At 46.8% G+C, this 17,158-nt stretch carries 17 protein-coding genes; 5 read left to right on the top strand and 12 right to left on the bottom strand.

Annotated features, from left to right (window positions below):
- Positions 1-179 precede the first annotated feature (179 nt).
- Positions 180-1,073, top strand: a complete 894-nt coding sequence (gene trhO / locus LDO05_RS10765; protein WP_481857057.1) for an oxygen-dependent tRNA uridine(34) hydroxylase TrhO — start codon at positions 180-182, stop codon at positions 1,071-1,073.
- Between the two features lie 213 nt (positions 1,074-1,286).
- On the opposite strand, the gene LDO05_RS10770 is transcribed toward trhO, so the two are convergent.
- Positions 1,287-1,832, bottom strand: a complete 546-nt coding sequence (locus LDO05_RS10770; protein WP_251375406.1) for a DUF1697 domain-containing protein — start codon at positions 1,830-1,832, stop codon at positions 1,287-1,289.
- Between the two features lie 28 nt (positions 1,833-1,860).
- Positions 1,861-2,685: a hypothetical protein gene (locus tag LDO05_RS10775; protein ID WP_251375407.1), complete on the bottom strand. Its 825-nt coding sequence runs from the start codon at positions 2,683-2,685 to the stop codon at positions 1,861-1,863.
- A 140-nt stretch (positions 2,686-2,825) separates the two neighbouring features.
- Here LDO05_RS10775 and LDO05_RS10780 point away from each other — a divergent pair, with 140 nt between their 5' ends.
- Positions 2,826-3,038 (top strand): hypothetical protein, encoded by a 213-nt coding sequence (locus tag LDO05_RS10780; protein ID WP_251375408.1) that lies wholly within the window; start codon positions 2,826-2,828, stop codon positions 3,036-3,038.
- A gap of 48 nt (positions 3,039-3,086) precedes the next feature.
- Here LDO05_RS10780 and LDO05_RS10785 read toward each other — a convergent pair whose 3' ends face one another.
- The 5 genes from LDO05_RS10785 to LDO05_RS10805 all read right to left on the bottom strand — a co-directional run bounded on the left by LDO05_RS10785 (position 3,087) and on the right by LDO05_RS10805 (position 10,621).
- Positions 3,087-3,929 carry a hypothetical protein gene (locus tag LDO05_RS10785; RefSeq protein WP_251375409.1) on the bottom strand — a complete coding sequence of 281 codons (843 nt, stop codon included), beginning with the start codon at positions 3,927-3,929 and terminating at the stop codon, positions 3,087-3,089.
- A 53-nt stretch (positions 3,930-3,982) separates the two neighbouring features.
- Positions 3,983-7,855, bottom strand: coding sequence for a PAS domain S-box protein (locus LDO05_RS10790; protein WP_251375410.1), 3,873 nt, complete (start codon positions 7,853-7,855; stop codon positions 3,983-3,985).
- 177 nt (positions 7,856-8,032) lie between these two features.
- Positions 8,033-8,404 (bottom strand): hypothetical protein, encoded by a 372-nt coding sequence (locus LDO05_RS10795; protein ID WP_251375411.1) that lies wholly within the window; start codon positions 8,402-8,404, stop codon positions 8,033-8,035.
- A complete protein-coding gene (locus LDO05_RS10800; protein WP_251375412.1) occupies positions 8,401-9,816 on the bottom strand; it encodes a radical SAM protein in 1,416 nt (471 codons plus the stop codon). Before LDO05_RS10800 ends, LDO05_RS10795 begins: the two co-directional genes overlap by 4 nt.
- Positions 9,817-9,853: 37 nt before the next feature.
- Positions 9,854-10,621, bottom strand: coding sequence for a prolipoprotein diacylglyceryl transferase (locus LDO05_RS10805; protein WP_251375413.1), 768 nt, complete (start codon positions 10,619-10,621; stop codon positions 9,854-9,856).
- A gap of 199 nt (positions 10,622-10,820) precedes the next feature.
- Between LDO05_RS10805 and LDO05_RS10810 the strand changes: the two genes are divergently transcribed.
- Together LDO05_RS10810 and LDO05_RS10815 are read left to right on the top strand one after the other, a co-directional pair.
- A complete protein-coding gene (locus LDO05_RS10810; RefSeq protein WP_251375414.1) occupies positions 10,821-11,756 on the top strand; it encodes an S-layer homology domain-containing protein in 936 nt (311 codons plus the stop codon).
- Between the two features lie 207 nt (positions 11,757-11,963).
- Positions 11,964-13,268, top strand: coding sequence for an NCS2 family permease (locus LDO05_RS10815; protein WP_251375415.1), 1,305 nt, complete (start codon positions 11,964-11,966; stop codon positions 13,266-13,268).
- A gap of 127 nt (positions 13,269-13,395) precedes the next feature.
- Here the strand turns inward: LDO05_RS10815 and LDO05_RS10820 are convergent, their stop codons facing one another.
- Complete coding sequence (locus LDO05_RS10820; RefSeq protein WP_251375416.1) at positions 13,396-13,575, bottom strand: hypothetical protein; 180 nt, start codon at positions 13,573-13,575, stop codon at positions 13,396-13,398.
- 219 nt (positions 13,576-13,794) lie between these two features.
- Here LDO05_RS10820 and LDO05_RS10825 point away from each other — a divergent pair, with 219 nt between their 5' ends.
- Positions 13,795-13,953, top strand: a complete 159-nt coding sequence (locus LDO05_RS10825) for a hypothetical protein (protein WP_251375417.1) — start codon at positions 13,795-13,797, stop codon at positions 13,951-13,953.
- A gap of 121 nt (positions 13,954-14,074) precedes the next feature.
- Here LDO05_RS10825 and LDO05_RS10830 read toward each other — a convergent pair whose 3' ends face one another.
- The 4 genes from LDO05_RS10830 to LDO05_RS10845 all read right to left on the bottom strand — a co-directional run bounded on the left by LDO05_RS10830 (position 14,075) and on the right by LDO05_RS10845 (position 16,974).
- Positions 14,075-14,653 carry a hypothetical protein gene (locus LDO05_RS10830; protein WP_251375418.1) on the bottom strand — a complete coding sequence of 193 codons (579 nt, stop codon included), beginning with the start codon at positions 14,651-14,653 and terminating at the stop codon, positions 14,075-14,077.
- 244 nt (positions 14,654-14,897) lie between these two features.
- Positions 14,898-15,437 carry a hypothetical protein gene (locus LDO05_RS10835; protein WP_251375419.1) on the bottom strand — a complete coding sequence of 180 codons (540 nt, stop codon included), beginning with the start codon at positions 15,435-15,437 and terminating at the stop codon, positions 14,898-14,900.
- A gap of 23 nt (positions 15,438-15,460) precedes the next feature.
- The gene (locus tag LDO05_RS10840) at positions 15,461-15,757 is read right to left on the bottom strand and encodes a DUF6509 family protein (protein ID WP_251378700.1); all 297 of its coding nucleotides are present in this window, start codon (positions 15,755-15,757) and stop codon (positions 15,461-15,463) included.
- Positions 15,758-16,011: 254 nt separating this feature from the next.
- Positions 16,012-16,974 (bottom strand): hypothetical protein, encoded by a 963-nt coding sequence (locus LDO05_RS10845; protein WP_251375420.1) that lies wholly within the window; start codon positions 16,972-16,974, stop codon positions 16,012-16,014.
- Between the last annotated feature and the right edge of the window lie 184 nt (positions 16,975-17,158).

Here is a 17,158-nt window from a genome sequence, read left to right on the forward strand (position 1 = left end):
GGTATAAAATTTAAATTTACCTTGATAATATGGATGAACCCCTTAAATTGGGGTGCTTCCATAGAAATATGGATGAACCCCTTGGATTGGGGTGCTTCCATAGAAATATGGATGAACCCTATGAAATTGGGCTGAACTCCATACACAGAGGTATTTATATATTTCCAATAGTTAGGGTGATTGCATTGTCCAGTCCATACCAGATTCTATTATTTTATAAATTTGTTAATATAGAGGATCCGGAAGCTTTTACTGCTGAACACCTTCAATATTGTAAGGACTTAGGTATAAAAGGCCGTATCCTGATCGCCAAAGAAGGCATCAACGGTACTTTATCCGGCACTGTGGAACAGACCGAGAAATACATGGCTGATCTGCGCGCTAATCCTTTGTTCGAGGATATTGTGTTCAAGATTGATGAATCTGAAGGACACGCCTTCAAAAAGCTGTTTGTACGCCATCGGCAGGAGCTCGTTACCTTCCGGGTTGACGACAGAGAGCTTGATCCGAACAAGATCAGTGGTAAAAGACTGTCGCCCAAGGAATGGCACGATACGCTGGAGCGTGATGATGTCATTGTGATCGACGGCAGAACCGATTATGAGTATGATATCGGCCATTTCAGAGGCGCGATCCGGCCTGAAGTGGAGTCATTCCGCGAATTCCCGGAATGGATCAAGGAGAATTTGAGCGAGTACAAAGACAAGACCATCCTGACCTACTGTACAGGTGGTATCCGCTGCGAGAAGCTGTCTGGCTATTTGCTTACAGAGGGCTTCAAGGACGTCGCCCAGTTGGAAGGCGGTATTGTGACTTACAGCAAGGATCCTGAAGTACAAGGCCGGCTGTTCGACGGCAAGTGTTACGTGTTCGATGAGCGGATCTCCATCCCCATTAACCATACCGATGAAGATATCGTGGTCGGAGAATGCTATCACTGCGGAACAGCCAACGATCATTATGTGAACTGCCCTGTCTGCAACCTCCAGCATATCAGCTGCCCTGAGTGTGAAGAGAAGCATGAGCATTACTGCTCCGATGCGTGCAGAGAGAAAGCAGAAATGGTTGTATAAACGTAAGGAGCTGTCCCAATGTTGAACCTGGGACAGCTCCTTTTTGCCTGGATATTCGATCGAGCAAGGGGAACTGAGTTGTGTTCTGTATGGTAAGCAGGGTTGGTCTTGGTTGGTCTTGGTTGGTCTTGGTTGGTCTTGGTTGGTCTTGGTTGGTCTTGGTTGGTCTTGGTTAGGCTCGGCTGGTTTAGGTCGGTCTGAGCCGGTCAGGGCTCAGACCTGCTGCTTCATTTCAACGGCCAGCGCATGCAGTTTGTTAATGGTATTCCAGTTACGGGAGGTGGACGGAATCTTGGTTTTCACAAGTGCATCTCCTAGCTTGGAATCCAGGATACTGCGGCGGAAGAGGAAGTACACCTCTCTACCCACCACCGCGAACTCATCATTAGCCTTCTCACATTGTTCAAGCTTCTGTAGTCCCTCTTCAGACAACGGCTCTCCGAGCAGGGATACATATAGACTTTCTCCATCACTTAGTTCACGATGTGCGAACGGCGAATGAACGATTAGATCCTCCAGTTCCTGCGAAGTCCGCAGCATGACTTTGAGTCTAATCCCGAAAGTGGTATAGATCTCATCTTCGATCTCTATTGCAAGCGAAGCTTCATCTTTCTCTGACTCAAACAGAACATTCCCGCTTTGAATATATGTCTTGACCCGCTTCAGACCTCTGTTCTCAAGGGCTGTTCTCAGATCAGCCATCTTGATCTTGTTGTTACCCCCCACGTTAATCCCCCGCAATAAAGCTATGTAGATCATTGTACCACCTCCATAATAAATTCTGGACCTACAATATATTCTGCAGGCGCAACGCTTCCGAGAAATAACCTAATTCTTCAAGTTTATCGCATATTAGATTAAGTGAAGGTGTATCCCAGATTGCCTGATTCTGATAATCTCTTACAAAAGCCAAGATAGTTTCGAGCTGCTCCGTCTCAAGGAAGTTCTTGAGTATCTCATAATCCCTACAAGGGATGATATCCTGCTTCCACCAAGGATGCTTTCTATAACTATCACGACGATTGCTCGATATTGGCATTATACCCAGACCATCTTGTGTTTCTAGCACGATCTCTCTTCTACGTTCTGCCCGAAGTTCCTGAATATATGTATATGCATTCTTAATTGGCCGAAGATTAAGTGAGGATTGTGCCGATTCAGCTGCTATTTCTTGTTCTGCCTTCCAACTTTTATAATCAAAATAAACACTTGTCGTGTCCTTTTCCTGTTCTTCCAAAAACTCTACATAGGCTTCCTCACTCAGAAAGTCATTAAAGAGCAGGTCTGCATTTCCACACAACTGAAGAGAAAAGAAATCCTTAATATTTCTTGCCACTACCTGAATCGCGGTTGGATTCATAGGTGATACACGAATAATTAAGCATTCATCCAAGTTGTCGTATCGGCCAAAGTCAGTCAGAAATGCATAATGAACCCCGTCCGCACCTGTATTTGCAAAATTAACAGCATCCACAGGGGTGCAAAAATAGCCGTTTGTCCCTTCGTAATCTAATTTCAAAAAAAGCCCAGACGGCGTTTCCAGTTCACGCAGTTTTGGAGTGAGTTCTTTCTCCCATCGTATCACTTTACTCAGAAAACTAGAATCTTTCATTTCTTTACAACCTCCACCTGTTCTAAAACAACTTTGCCCATACATGCTGCGACATTCCCTTTAACAGCTTATAATAACAGTAATCCATACAATTCTTATCTATATCAAGAACAACTTACAGACATAGGGGGATGGCGCGAATGGAACTTGTTCCTTATATCCTTATTATTCTGGTTGCGGTAATTGGCGGTGTCAGTACGCTTGTGATTGGCCATTCCGCAGCCAACAAGGTTAGCAATCCAGAATATGACAGACGGACAAAAGGGAATTGGAGACGGTTATCATGGATTTATATCGCTGCCACAGTATTAAGCTTTACAGCGGCAGCGATCTACTTGTCCACTAATTCCTGACAGAAACAAGAAGCATCTGACCTTAGTTCAGATGCTTCTTGTTTCTGTTTATTTTGCGTAAGTGGGATTGATTGCCTGAAGGATTGCCACCTCTTGTCCGCCGATCTCTTTTACCTTGCGTACCTGGTTCTTAGACCTTGTATACCGGTGAAGCACATAGACATTTTCTTCGCCCGCGCTTACAAAATCGAACTCCTTGCCATTCTTATGCCACACGACCACGAGTGTGTCCTCATATACGACAGAAGTCGGAATATCCAGCAGCATCTTTTGATCCGTCTGGTAGAGTGCCACACTGCTGCGGGTATTGTCTCCATACGCCAGAGCCAACTGGTTCCCACCCGGGGCCCATTGATAGGCGTGGATAGTATCTACCGTTCCCCTGCCATTTCTGCTTAAATAATCATTGAGCGGATAATATCCGCCCGTTTTCATATTTACAATAACCAATCGATGTCCATTACTATGCTTGAGGTGTATGGCTAAATATTGTTGATCTGCTGATAAAGAGACCGCAGAGATTGCGGTGTGCCTTTGATCCACTTGGATAGGGTAGCGGTGGTCTCCCTTAGACACCGTTATAGCACCAATCTCTGAAGCTGCTCCCTTCTGATCCGTCTGAACCATCGCAGCAAATAACGATACCCCTTTCTCTTGCCAGCTGATCTGTCCAGAATCTTGAATCCGCACCTCGCTAACCGTGCGGATATCATAGATTCCCTTATACAATTGCCTGTTCGCCTGGGCTGCGTTCTGATTCCTCGCCTGCTGATCGTATGCTGGTGTACGAAGCTCTTCCGCCTGTGCTATAGGAAGGCCGCCCTTATGGGCACATCCAACTAATACTGCGAATGCCATTATGATTACGGCTGTGCTGAAGAAGAATCTCATCTGTCTGCTCCCTCCCTGTTGCCTTGTGGGTATCTGATTCAAGGTAAACTGTATTAATTAAGCTCGATCTGCTTACCAGCAGGAAGCAACCATTCCTTCAATACCCGGTCGACTTCTGAAATATAGATCGGCTTGGCGATGAAATCCTGCATTCCACTAGCCAGACAGTTCTCCTTGTCCTCATTCTTCGCAAAAGCCGTGACCGCAATGATAACAGGCTTATGAAGATGTTCCGGATGCTTTCGAATGGAAGAAGCCGCTTCCAGGCCATCCATCATTGGCATTTGCACATCCATGAAGACGAGATCATAACTCCCCTTCAGAACGGCCTCTACCGCTTCCCTCCCGTTAGATACGATATCGGCATTGTACCCTCTTCGAGCCAGAATGGTGTGCAGCAGCTTCTGATTCACCGGATGGTCTTCAGCGATAAGAATTCGAAAGTGTTCTGGTCCCGCTGTAAGAACGGGAGTCAAATTGCCCGATTCTGATGCATCGAGTCCCTCAAGCTTATCAAGGTCTGAAGATGGCCCGGATGAATCCCGATATGGGCTGGAGTGTATCGTGAATGTGAAAGATGACCCTTGTCCGGGTTCACTGTCCACGTATATCGTCCCTCCCATAAGCTCCACCAGCTTTTTGCTGATGGCAAGTCCCAGACCAGTTCCTCCATATTTCCGGTTGATGGAGGGGTGAAGCTGGGAGAATGACTGGAAGAGCTGGCTCTGCAGATCCAAGGGAATTCCAATTCCAGTATCCTGAATAATGAACTCCATGATCAGCGATTCGGGCGAATATCTTAATTTTTTGGCAGATACCGACAGCTTGATTGTGCCTTGATCTGTGAACTTCACCGCGTTGCTGACCAGATTAATAAGCACCTGCCGCAGCCGCACCTCGTCTCCCATAATCGAATCGGGAACGGAGGCATCAATCTCATAGATAAGCTTGACCTGCTTCTCTTCCGCCTTGGGAGCGAATAGCTCGATCACATTCTTCATAACCTGAGCAGGGCTGACAGGATCACGGCTGAGGACCATTTTACCAGCCTCAATCTTACTGAAATCGAGAATCTCGTTCAGAATATGCAGCAGCGAATTACTGCTCTGGACAATGATGTCAGTATATTCCTGCTGTTCCTCATCCAGTTCCGTAGTAGCGAGCAGACTGGTCATTCCGATTATGCCATTCATAGGCGTACGCAGCTCATGACTCATAATGGCAAGAAACTCCGATTTGGCACGATCCGCTTGTTCCGCCGACTCTTTGGCCCGAATAATCTCCTTCTCATCGGTTACGTCACGGAAGACAATAACTGCACCTATGCGCTCTCCCTTGTCGACCAAGGGACTGATCCGGTACTCCACCAGGAAGCTCGTTCCATCCTTCTTCCAGAAAATCTCTTCCTTGCTCTGGTACCAGCGACCTTCCTTAACCGCCTTGTAGATCGGTGTCTCTTCAGGCGCATAATAGGTTCCGTCTCCACGAGTCTGCTGGATCCAGTTCAGATGGAAATGTCCGATAATATCTTTGGCATCAAGACCCAGCATGGCTGCTGCTGCCGGATTGATGAAGGTGGTCTTCCCCTCATTGTCCACACCAAATATCCCTTCGGATACCGAGCTCAGGATGAGGGTATATTCATTGCTCAGCTTCTCAATCTGCTTGATGTAATCATTGCGGTCTGTGATGTCACTGGAAATTCCGTACACACCCACAATTTCTTCATCAATAACAATCGGAATGTTGGCTACCGAAATATCCACCAGATGTCCCTGCTTATGAAGAATCGAAATTTCGTAATTCTGCGGGAACCCCTTAGCTGCCAAGTTGAAATGGTGAAGGGTCTTGGAAATGTAGGCTTCTGGCACGAGCGGCCCGAAATAATTGCCTATCAGCTCTTCCAGTGTATAGCCCGTTAGCAGCTCCAAATTCTCATTTGCCGTCAAGTAGTCTCCGTTCAAGTTCATGGAATAGACTGCTGCGGGATTGTATTCGAACAAGGACTTGTAGCGGCTTTCGCTCTCTTTGAGCATTCGCTCCGAATGCTTACGGGAAGAGATATCTTGGGCAATCCCATAAGCCCCGACGATCTGATGGTTCACAACTATAGGAAGCAGGGTAAGACTGATATCAACCAGCTGCTCTCCCTTTGAGAGAATACGGGTCTCATAAGAACTTGTCTTCCCGCCGAATACCTCCAGGATACTTAGATTAATTTCTTCCTGATCATTGGCACCGAAAAACGGCAGGAGCAAGCTTCCCATTACTTCTTCACGGGAATAACCAATCAATGCCTCCAGGCTTGTATTGACCGAAATTAACCTGCCCTCAAGATCAATCGCAAATATACCCGCAGGGTTATACTCAAATAGCGACTTATACCGGCTCTGACTCTCCTGCAGCCGCTGCTCAATCTGTCTGCGCTCTGTAATATCGCGGGAGACCGCAACTACTTCCTTAACCTGCCTGGATTCATCGTAGACATAGATAGAGGAAGTCTCAAACCATACATAGGACCCGTCCTTGCGTTTGAATCGGTATACAACAGTCTCGGGGCCTAGACCAAGCTGATTCATATCGAGATAATATTTGACCGCATCCCTGTCTTCTTCATGGATAAAGGATAATCCGGAGACCCCTATAATCTCTTCAGGCTCATATCCCAGATTACGGCAGGCGGGAGATGCATAGAGAAATGTGGCTTCCTCATCCGCTGCATGTCTGGAGATGAAGTCCAGCGAGCTTTCCGAGATTAACCGGAAGTCCCGTTCACTTTCTCTGAGCTTGTCGATCGTCTCCTTGCGTTCGGTAATATCCTGAACCGTCCCCAGCATCTGGATGGCTTGTCCGCTAAGCGGATCTACTTCCATCTTCCACCTGGAATACAGTGTCCTTATAGTTCCATCGGGTCTGATCACACGGTATTCCGCTTCCCCGTCAATTCCTTTGGATATCGTGCTTTCATACACCGCGACAATCCGCTCCAGGTCCTCTGGATGAATAATTTGTGTCATGGGCTTCATCGTGTCCACGGGCTCGACGCCATAACTCAAGATCCTTCTCATCTCCTCCGAGAAGTTAACCTTGTTGTTAGTAATGTCCCAATCAAAAGTACCCACATTCGCTATACTTTGAGCTTCTGCCAGCATTCTCTCAAAGTTGACTCTATCCGTAATATTCCGGCCAATGGCAAGAACCTTCTCAATATTATTAGATTCATCCCTGACAATTTGAAATGAGGTCTCAATCCACAGATAATGACCATCCTTGTGCCGGACACGTCTTCTATACACATCACTATCCGAATATAAGGTATTATCACGCATCATATGATCGGCATCTTGAGGGTGATAGAACATGGTCCGGTGGCGGCCCAGCATTTCAGCTTGTGTATAACCCAGCAAGGATTCGCAGGAAGGAGAAATATACGTAATATATCCATCGGGTGTACTCACAGTAATCAGGTCGGGAGTGTTGCTGGTAATCAATTTATACAGATCATTATTGATCTCCAGCTGCCCCATACCCGGAGGTTGAGCCGGAAGCTCCATAAATTGTACTACCAAGCATTCAGTTACGCTGGAAGCGTTATCTACAATCGGGACAATCTCCAGCTTAAGGGTTAATGTCTCACCTGATCTATGCACATAACGTCCCATTAGACTTATTTCTTGTTGATCCTTAACTGAAGCCGGCGGATCCGGGATCAGCGAAGATAAGCTTGGATGTCTGTCATCCGGGTGAAGCAGCACCGCAGGCTCATGAGCCAGCAGCTCTTCTTCCCTGTATCCGAACAACTTACCTAAAGCAGGATTCACCATGAGGAACCGGCTTCCATTCGGGTCCATTACCGCTGTACCTATGGGTGATCGTGTGTATAATTGATTGAAAATTGCCAGTTGGGTAGATGAGGACACCGCCACTGCATAGGCCTCCTTATACATAGAAATGACTTATCTTAGTTGATAACTTAAGTATACGATATTCTTTAGTGAAATACTTTATATTCGGTATCAAGTATATATATCCTAAAAAGGGCCCCAATGAAGCATCGGGGTCCGTCTTTTCGGTTAACTTTCCAAACTTTATTTACAGAGGAATCAAAAAGAGAGCGTAACAACTCCGAAACAGGCGGCGTTAAGCAGGAAGGTAATCACACCTCCAAGAATAAGCCCCTGGGCCAAGCCAACTTTCTTTTTGACTAGCGCTATTACAAGGGCTGGAATTAAATAGACAACCTGAGCTATACCAATTGCGAAATAGGCGAAAGGAAACACAACAAGCAGTACGTGCAGAAGGGCTAACAGCAGCACGCCATTTAGCACTTCTCTGCCATGGTTCGGCTTCTTCTGAAGATCATGATGCTCATCAGGGTTCGGATCGTTCCGGTAGTCCGCTTGCTGGACAAGCTGCCGATCCTGCGAAGGAGCAGGCGAAGAGTCTTCTGTTAAATGGTCTTTGTCATCACTCATATTCTAGCTCCTTCCAGCTCGGCCTTCAGCTGTTTCAGATTCTCCTCCAGATCCCCGCGATAGAACATGTTATAGGTATCAAACGGGATAATTCGTCCATCTGGATGGACGATATGAACACAGGATTTCTTGACTGAGCGGACATCGAAATGATAAGGGTCCAGGAACTGCATGATGATGACCCGGAATACATGATCATAATGAATCGTCTCCGGAGCTTGAACAAGTGGAAGGCAGCACAACAGGCTCTTTAGGGAAAGTGCCGAAGACTCCGGTGAATGATTGGTAGAGAACAGTTCAAATATCCGGTTCTTGATGTTCTCATCCTGTTCAAAAACTATCGTATTGCGCCCACCCTCCAGTAGAATCGCAGGATCCATCATACGTGTTAAAGGGATGACCTCATCTTCCAATTTGAGTGCATATCCCATGGCCAGGCAGTCTGGATGACAAGGAACCGGAACCATATCTTCGGCCTGGAACAGGTTGGACTGGTCAATAATTTGCTGCCGGACTTCACTCAAGGTAAGCCGATCGGTGGCTGGGTCGAACTCTTCCAGACGCCCCGCCGCTTGAATCGGCTGGAAGGTCACTCCTCTGACTGCGCGCTGCTTGAGACCGTACTGGATAATGTCTCCAATTTCGTGGTCGTTCAGCCCTTTCTTTAGTGTGACCACCAATGTCGTTGAAATGTTGAATTCATTCAAGTGCTCAATTGCCTTGCTGCGGATCTGTCTAAGATCTGCACCCCTTAATTCCTGTAAGGTTGACTTCTCAAAGCTGTCGAATTGCAGATAGATCTCGAGCCCCGGAGTGAACTGAGCGAGCTGCTTCACAAATTCGCGGTCCTGGGCGATCCGGATTCCGTTCGTGTTAATCATTAAGTGCTGAATTGGCTTTGACTTAGCCAATCTGAGAATATCGAAGAACTGGGGATGGATGGTCGGCTCTCCCCCACTGATCTGAACGATATCCGGCTCTCCCTCATTGCGTACGACAGCATCCAGCATACGCTCTACCTCTGCTAATGAACGCCATAACTGCTTATCTGGTGAGGAATCGGCATAACAGATTGGACACTTCAAGTTACACTGATCGATGATCTCCACAATCGTCAGGCAGCTGTGCTGCTCATGATCCGGGCAGAGACCGCAGTCATAAGGACATCCATACTTGATCGGTGTGTTCCAATGAAGCGGCATCTCCGATGGCTTGATGAATTCGCGGCAGCGCTTGTAATAATCCACATCGGTGGAGATAAGCACCTTCTCGCGTCCATGCTCGAAGCAGTATTTAGACAGGTACACACAGTCATTTTCGATAATAATTTTGGCTTCTACCTTCTTCATGCATTTAGAACAAATACTGTTTGTTAATTCATAGAATAGATAAGGTCTGTTTTTGGTGGTCATATGGACTTTAGACATCCCTTCACTGCTTGATTTTGGACTATTCTACAAGGGCACTCCCTTGCTGCGTATTAGTTTTGTAGACAAACAAGAAGTAGATCATGCCGAGCGCACAGGCAACCTGTATATTGTTCAATCCCAAATAAAGATGAGGCGTTGGTTTGATGAAATCAACCCAGAATCTGAAGAACAAATATCCGAACATCGACCATTGGTATAACGCCCCATCCGATAAGGGCTTGGAACGTGATTGTCTCGCTCTTTTGACCAAATATAAGGTTAAGGCGAACAGAGACAGGAAGGCAATCTCATACAGCTGGGTTGGATGTCTCATGATGCCATCCCCGTAGTCAAAGCCTGTGATCCATTTCGTCGGAATTCCATGCGTATGATCATCAAGCCCTGTCAAGAAACAGCCGATGCGCCCTATAGCAATTGCAATGAGCAGTGGAAAGGCAAAGTCATCTCCAGTGGAACGGGTGATACCCACACACTTCTTGGCCAGTTCCACGCCGATCAATCCGCCCAGCAGACCGCCAACGATGGTTTTGCCGCCGAGAAGCTCTTCCCCATGCTCCCGGAACGACAATAGAATGGATGGATTCTCAAGCCAGTACAGCAGCTTAGATCCCAGCGCCGCACCCACTGCGGCCCCAACAATAACCCAGAACATTTTACTTGATGGAACATTTGTCTTGCGTCGGGTCCATAAGTAGATGCGAAAGCCTATGAAGTAAGCCAAGGATTCAAACAAAACATGAGGATGAATAACCAGGCTGCCGATATGTATTTGAACTGGAAAATGCACAATTTCCTCCCCTGACCTGTTATTTTGATTCTATGCCATAAATGGTTAATTCAGGATAATCTAAGACTTAATTCTATCATATTCATTTCATAGAAGGGTAGATACTTTTAAATCGTGGTCTCTATATTGCAACATTCTTCCCTGCGGGCTCGTCTAGAGGGGAACAGGAATATTACTCCAAAAAGGGGACTCGATGACCATGAAGAAGAAATACAGCATACTGCTGCTCAGTACAGTATTGCTCCTCGGCGCAGCAATGCCTGTCCATGCCCTTCAGAATACAACGTCTGACATGGCAGCTAACAGAATTAACGTTATACCAATTCCAGGGAACCATCTGGATCCTCAGCAAAAGCTGGACTACGCTTCAGGTATCACCTCCATCGTCAAGGGATTCGACCTCAATCTGAGCAATTACAGATTTATCAAAATGCCGGTAGCCTCCGATTATTTCGACAATATCAGCAATTCGGCCTGGTATTCCGAAGCTTTCGTCATTGCGAAGGTTCGCGGTCTGGATATCCCTAAAGATATAACATCTGATACCCCGATGACCCGGGAACAGTTCGCCCACCTGCTGGCTCAGGCAATCCAGCTGCAAGGGGACTTCCCCGTTGTTGCACGTTATAACACAATTACCGATAGCAGCACTCTGAAGCCAGAGTATGATGGCAGTGTACAGCTTCTGATCAACCTTGGAATTCCGCTCCTTGATACCAAGCTGAACTTTTATCCCAAGTCCCCAGTTACCCGGAGTGTGGCTGCCGGGTGGCTGAATACAAGCATGGAAGTGATTGGAGACATGCAGGCCCAGCTGGATGGCCGTCCGCTTCAGGCGTATAGCGTAAGCACCAAGCTAGTCGATGAGAAGATTACCGAGGTGCAGGTTCATGCGCAAGCACCGCATGCGGGTTATGGAATTCGAATCTCATCCATTGAATTCGATGAAGAGCAGGCTGTGGCCGTAATCTATACAGAGGTTCTTCGGCCCGATCCTAACCGGGTATATGCCCAGGTAATTACTCAGGTCCAAGACACCGCTTATATCCCTGCCGGCTACAAGATCAGGTTAGCGGTAGCGAAGGCCAGTCTCAATAACAGTCCGGCTGCCCGTTCAGAGAACATCTCCCGGTAATCGGCCCTAGTTAAGCGGCTTTCCCGAACAAGGGAAAGCCGCTTTTATTGTTGTGCACGTCCGGCAAATATACGGTTACTAATTACATCCGTTCATGAGTATTCAGACAGGAGGGTATACTGGTATTCATGATTTGTCATTTATGGACTTCGGCGGTATGCTTACCTTGCTGTCCATTTATTTAGACTTTGAGACGGAGGCATGGTTATGAGACAAAATCTGCTGTCCAGAAGCTTGGGCTATCAACCTGGAAAACACAATTGGAGAAGAGAACTCACCTCCGGCTTGATCTCATACTTCTCGGTCGTTTATATCGTCATGGTGAATGCCGCAATCTTAAGTGATGCGGGAATGCCGCTGCAGGCCGCCATGGTTGGGACTCTGCTTACTTCGATCGCGGGGTGCCTGCTCATGGCTTTCCTTGGCAAGTCTCCAATTATTGTCGTTCCCGGCATGGGGATCAACGCCTTCTTCACTTATACCCTAGTACATTCCATGAAGCTTACCTGGCAGGAAGCACTTGCTGTTGTAACTGTAGCAGGTCTGTTATTTGCCATAATCGCATTTACCACACTGTACAAAAAAATCAGTGATGCCATCCCGCACAATCTTCAACATGGAATCAGCGTTGGCATTGGATTGTTCATGACCTTTATCGGCCTGCAAAAAAGCGGGATTGTGATTGCCCATCAGACCACCTTTGTCACGATTGGTCATTTCAATGACCCTGGTGTCATCACCGCCTGCGTTACCTTGCTGCTGGCTCTCGTACTCTTTGTCCGCAAAGTTAAGGGGGATCTCCTGATCAGTATCCTAGTGGGAACTGCACTTGCTTTCATCCTAGGCGCGGTTAATCGGGATCCGGGCAAGCTTGGCGGCAGACCACTCGAGGAGTACGATGAGCTCTTCGGCAGACTTTCTATATATCCGGCAATTACAACCCTCGCATTCTGGATTGCTGTCTTCTTGCTGCTGCTAATTATTATCTTCGAGAATATAGGTCTCATCGGAGCACAGACCCGGATGATTGAACGGCCGGAGACCTTCCGGGGAAGCCTTCGCGCCATATCATTATCCAACATCACCGCCGGTATATTCGGCAGCAGTCCTACCATCGCAGCAGCAGAGACGACAGCGGGAATTGCTGCAGGAGGGCGCACGGGCCTGTCAACATTCGTGACTGCCCTGTTGTTCGGCGCCACCTTCTTCTTCATCCCACTGCTGACTTATATTCCGGATAGTGCCATTGCTCCGATTCTGATCATAATTGGCTGCTTGATGGTGCAGAATATCCAGGAGATGAACTTCAACGATTTCACAGAAGCTTTTCCCGCGTTCCTTGTCATGGTTATGATCCCGTTCACCTACAGCATTGTAGACGGCATGGCATTCGGATTCATTGCTTACCCTATTGCCAAGCTTGCGGCCGGGCGGGCCAGAGAAGTGAGACCCGCTATGTATGTCATTACAATATTGTTCCTTGCTAACTTTATTCTGCATGCTCTTATGTAGGAATTTAGGGACTACACATGAAGCAGCCCCGCCACCTGTGGACGGGGTTGCTAGTGCGTGTTATCTCCCCTAGGAGACCACACGCAGCTGTAAGCACGGGAACCATTCTATTCCGTAAACATAGATATCAAGAATAGCGTATGATTCTTACCTTTGTTTTCTTGATAGTATTTAGTTCTTCCATTACAAGACGGCTGTTCTCTTCAGAATGCTTGTGAGTGGACACATGTGCTCTGAAGGGCCGCTGTCTCTTCGTAAGCCTGCCAATCTCGGTTCTTAATTTGCGGATACGATACTTCTTGTTCATGTACTCACCACCTTTCTCAGCTGGAATGTTCCGCGTTGGCCAGGGTGGGTCAATTAGGTCAATTACCTGTCCTTCCTACGCACAGTCTATGCCACTCGATTAATTTGACAACGGCCAACACCCATGTTGTGCAAAAAAAGGTTTGTAAAATCCGCTTTCGGGTAATTATAAGTAAGGCTGTACAGATTGAAGACATGCTACTTCAAGGAGGTAATACTAATGAATCACAAATCCGAAGATCAAGTTCGTAATGAGCAGGATAAGAACCGCGATTCCCTTGCGGAGCAGAAGAAGATGGAGAATGGCGTAGATATTGAACCCGAAGCTGATGAGTGGGTGGCCAAGCCGGTTCCCTTCACCAATGAAGATCTGAAATAAGATCCACACTATATAGGCTGCAGATTAATTGCGAGTATATAGGAAATGAAATAATCCAAAGAACACCGCTTAAGTCTGAAGACTAAGGCGGTGTTCTTTGGATTTCAAATTTGGCTCCCGGTTATTTAAGGGCAGCGTCCTTCGACCAGCTGATAGACAAGTCTACTCCGTTCGCATCGCCAGAGGCGCCTCCGGTAATGCCGATGGTGTTCCCATCCACCTCACCCGTGAAGAGCAGCATATCCGATTGAACCATTTGCATGGAATTGGTGACATTATTGTCTTTGAAATACTGTTTGTACAAAGTCTCAAGCTCACTAAACTCTTTGCCCGTATGGAGAGTAACAACAATGGATTCCTTGCCATCCGTGTTCGACTCGATTGAACTCGTTACCTCAGCATCATCCGGCAGCGGAATATTTTTAGGAAAGCTGTCCGGAATCTGTTTACTGCTCTTAAATGTGCTCTTACTTCCGGATCCATCGTTCTTATTGCTCTCAATTTGAACTGTGTTCTCATCCGAATTCGTAATCGTTGTTGTCTCGCCTTCATTGCTGTTCACGGTGATCCCGCTTCCATCCTTCTTCACTTCCGCTGTACCATTCTCTGTCTTGATCGTTGTGGTGCTTCCGCAAGCCGATAGGGCCAAAGTAAGTACAAGACACGGCAGCCACATTAACATCTTTTGTTTAGTAATCATCCCTCAAGTTCCTCTCCTAATAACAAGACTTCAATTCTTCTGCTTAACAAGCAGCCACACCAGATTATGCCATATGGACAAGTACGAGTAAAACCATTTTGTGGATTTTACTGAAAAATAGTTAATTGGTACAGTATGCAGCCCGTATGCATCCTTGGCTGAACAAAATGAGCCCTTGGACCTAGTCAGCATAATAAAAAGAACAGTATAACGAGATCTCAATACTCGTATACTGCTCTTGTGGTTATTCCCTATTCAGCGATTCCCTCACGGTCTTCCAGCGGTGACGATACTTCTCAAGATTGGGGTGCATATGCTGAGGCTCCACGGGAAGAAGGAGTCTCAGCTTCACGATCCATTCCTCAAATGAGGAATAGGCAGCAATCTGATTGGCTGTCACAGGCGATACATACAAGAAATAAGGCGAAGCGTATTTGTCGGTCAAATGTCTGAGCGCTGCTTCCAGCGGCGTGTATTTTTTGCGCTTACCTTCCAATCCTTCCACCACTACACCTGAATGAGAGGTATGATTCTTCCAGTCGTAGAGACGCTGCTCCCGCTTATGGTAGGCTGTGACGGATTCCTTGGACATTCTTCGCACCGTCTCCTCATGAAGCGGATAGAGGACCAGCTTCTTGAAATCAAGCTTCTTAACGAGTTCAGCCGCTGCTTCCAATTCCTCGTCTGTCGTCTGCTCGAATATATCATAAAAGATTAGCGTACCTTTTCTTGTCTCTTCGGGCGGTTCATACCCATAGGGCACAGATATGCTGCTGCGTCTCAAATCAACACCAGCCCTTCTTCAGATTATTGTCCTGCTTCACCTAGATGTTCCTTGCAGAAAGCTGCTACTTCGGCAAGCTCATCTTCTTCAAGGTCGAAATCCATATATTTATCGGTTACACGTTCGTGAATATGATACTTAACAATTCCCATCTTGCCCTCTTCTCCCCCGTAGATGACCCTAAGGTAGATCCCGTTCTCCGAGTACAGCTCGTCCTCTTCATCTATATCGAGATCCAGAATGAACTCGTAACGCTTCCCGGTCAAGATACCGAACGGGTCTTTAACCAGCTCTACACTGTATGCTGTAATATTATCCATCATCTACGCCCTTTCCATGCGGGCGGTTGATCCAGAGCTTACATTTTATCAAAGAAACCTGGATATTATCCCGCAGCTGTGACTAGTTTCAATATTTGTTCCTTTATAATAATCGAAATGAACAGACAAGTTCAACCTGGCTGATATATCGAAGTGTTCTGAATATAAAATACAACAAGAGGGTTGAGCAGGTATCCTTACCTGTTCAACCCTCTTAATCGGCAGCCCAAAGCCCAGAGTTAATCCTGACCGGCTTACCTCTCAGTCTGCTCCTTCAAATAACGATCCAATTCCTCGGACCACAGTCCTTCATTACTGTCCAGCAGCTCCAGTACCTTCTTGATGGTTGTCAGCAGCTGACTGTCAGCGGTTCCCTTCTGTATAGCTGCCTCATATGCTGTACGCACTTTAGGAAGCAGCGTTGTGAACTGATAATTGCTGTTCTCATTATATACCGGAGTGTTGCTTGAACCGAAGAAGACATGGAACCTCATCCCTTCATACTCAAGCTTCATTGCTTTTGCCCGGTTCGATTTCGGATAGCTCTTCACGAAGTTCTCAAGCGCCAGCGTCCGTCTGATTAATTCGTCCCAGCTGATCACGATCGCCGCATCAGAGAAGGCAGGCTTGTTCGTCTGTACGGACATGATATCAATATAGGTTGCGATATCCTTGGTTACGTAAGGTTTGAAGGCCTTATAGCCTTCATAGTCCATGGTAAGGTAGTACATCCCCTCGCTGGTGCCTACCTTGTAGCCTTTGTCCCGTGCCTCAATCAGCAGGCTCCGGATCTTGGTGTCTTTAATCAATTGTAACAACGTCGGATAGGACAGGTCCTTCTTCTTGCTATAAGCGGATTCTAATGCCTTCTGTACTTTCGCAGGATACAGCTTCGCACTGGCAGCTTCCAGCTGAGCCTTTTGGGCATTCTCCAAATGCAGAGTCATAATCATGGCAGGGTAAGCTTTGACTTTACTGATATTCTTCAGCAAATACTGTCTCGCGACAGCAAGCTTGCCCGGTTTCTTAATGTAGGTTTCGTATACCTGAAATACCTTATCCGAGGTTGTGGCAGCAGCCAGTGAGGTGGGCTGCGCTGCAGCCGATACATTAGTACTATATGCGGTGCCGGCAAGCCCCGCCGTTAAAGTAATAGATAATCCGAGCATGATAGCTTTCCTGAGCGGATGATTCTTCGCAGTAGTGATCAAATTCATAAGAATTCCTCCTAAGTATTGGTGCATCTCCAGTTTATATCCATTAGACGTACCAATCTGGAAAAAGTTTCACCTGTACAGCCTCTTTATCGATTCGAACTCCGGTACCTGGAAGACTGACTGGTTCATTCCGCTCAAATCAACTTATTTACTAGTAACATCTATAAAGCCGAAATTACTGTAA

Source organism: Paenibacillus sp. YPG26, assembly GCF_023704175.1.
Classification (GTDB): Bacteria; Bacillota; Bacilli; order Paenibacillales; family Paenibacillaceae; genus Fontibacillus.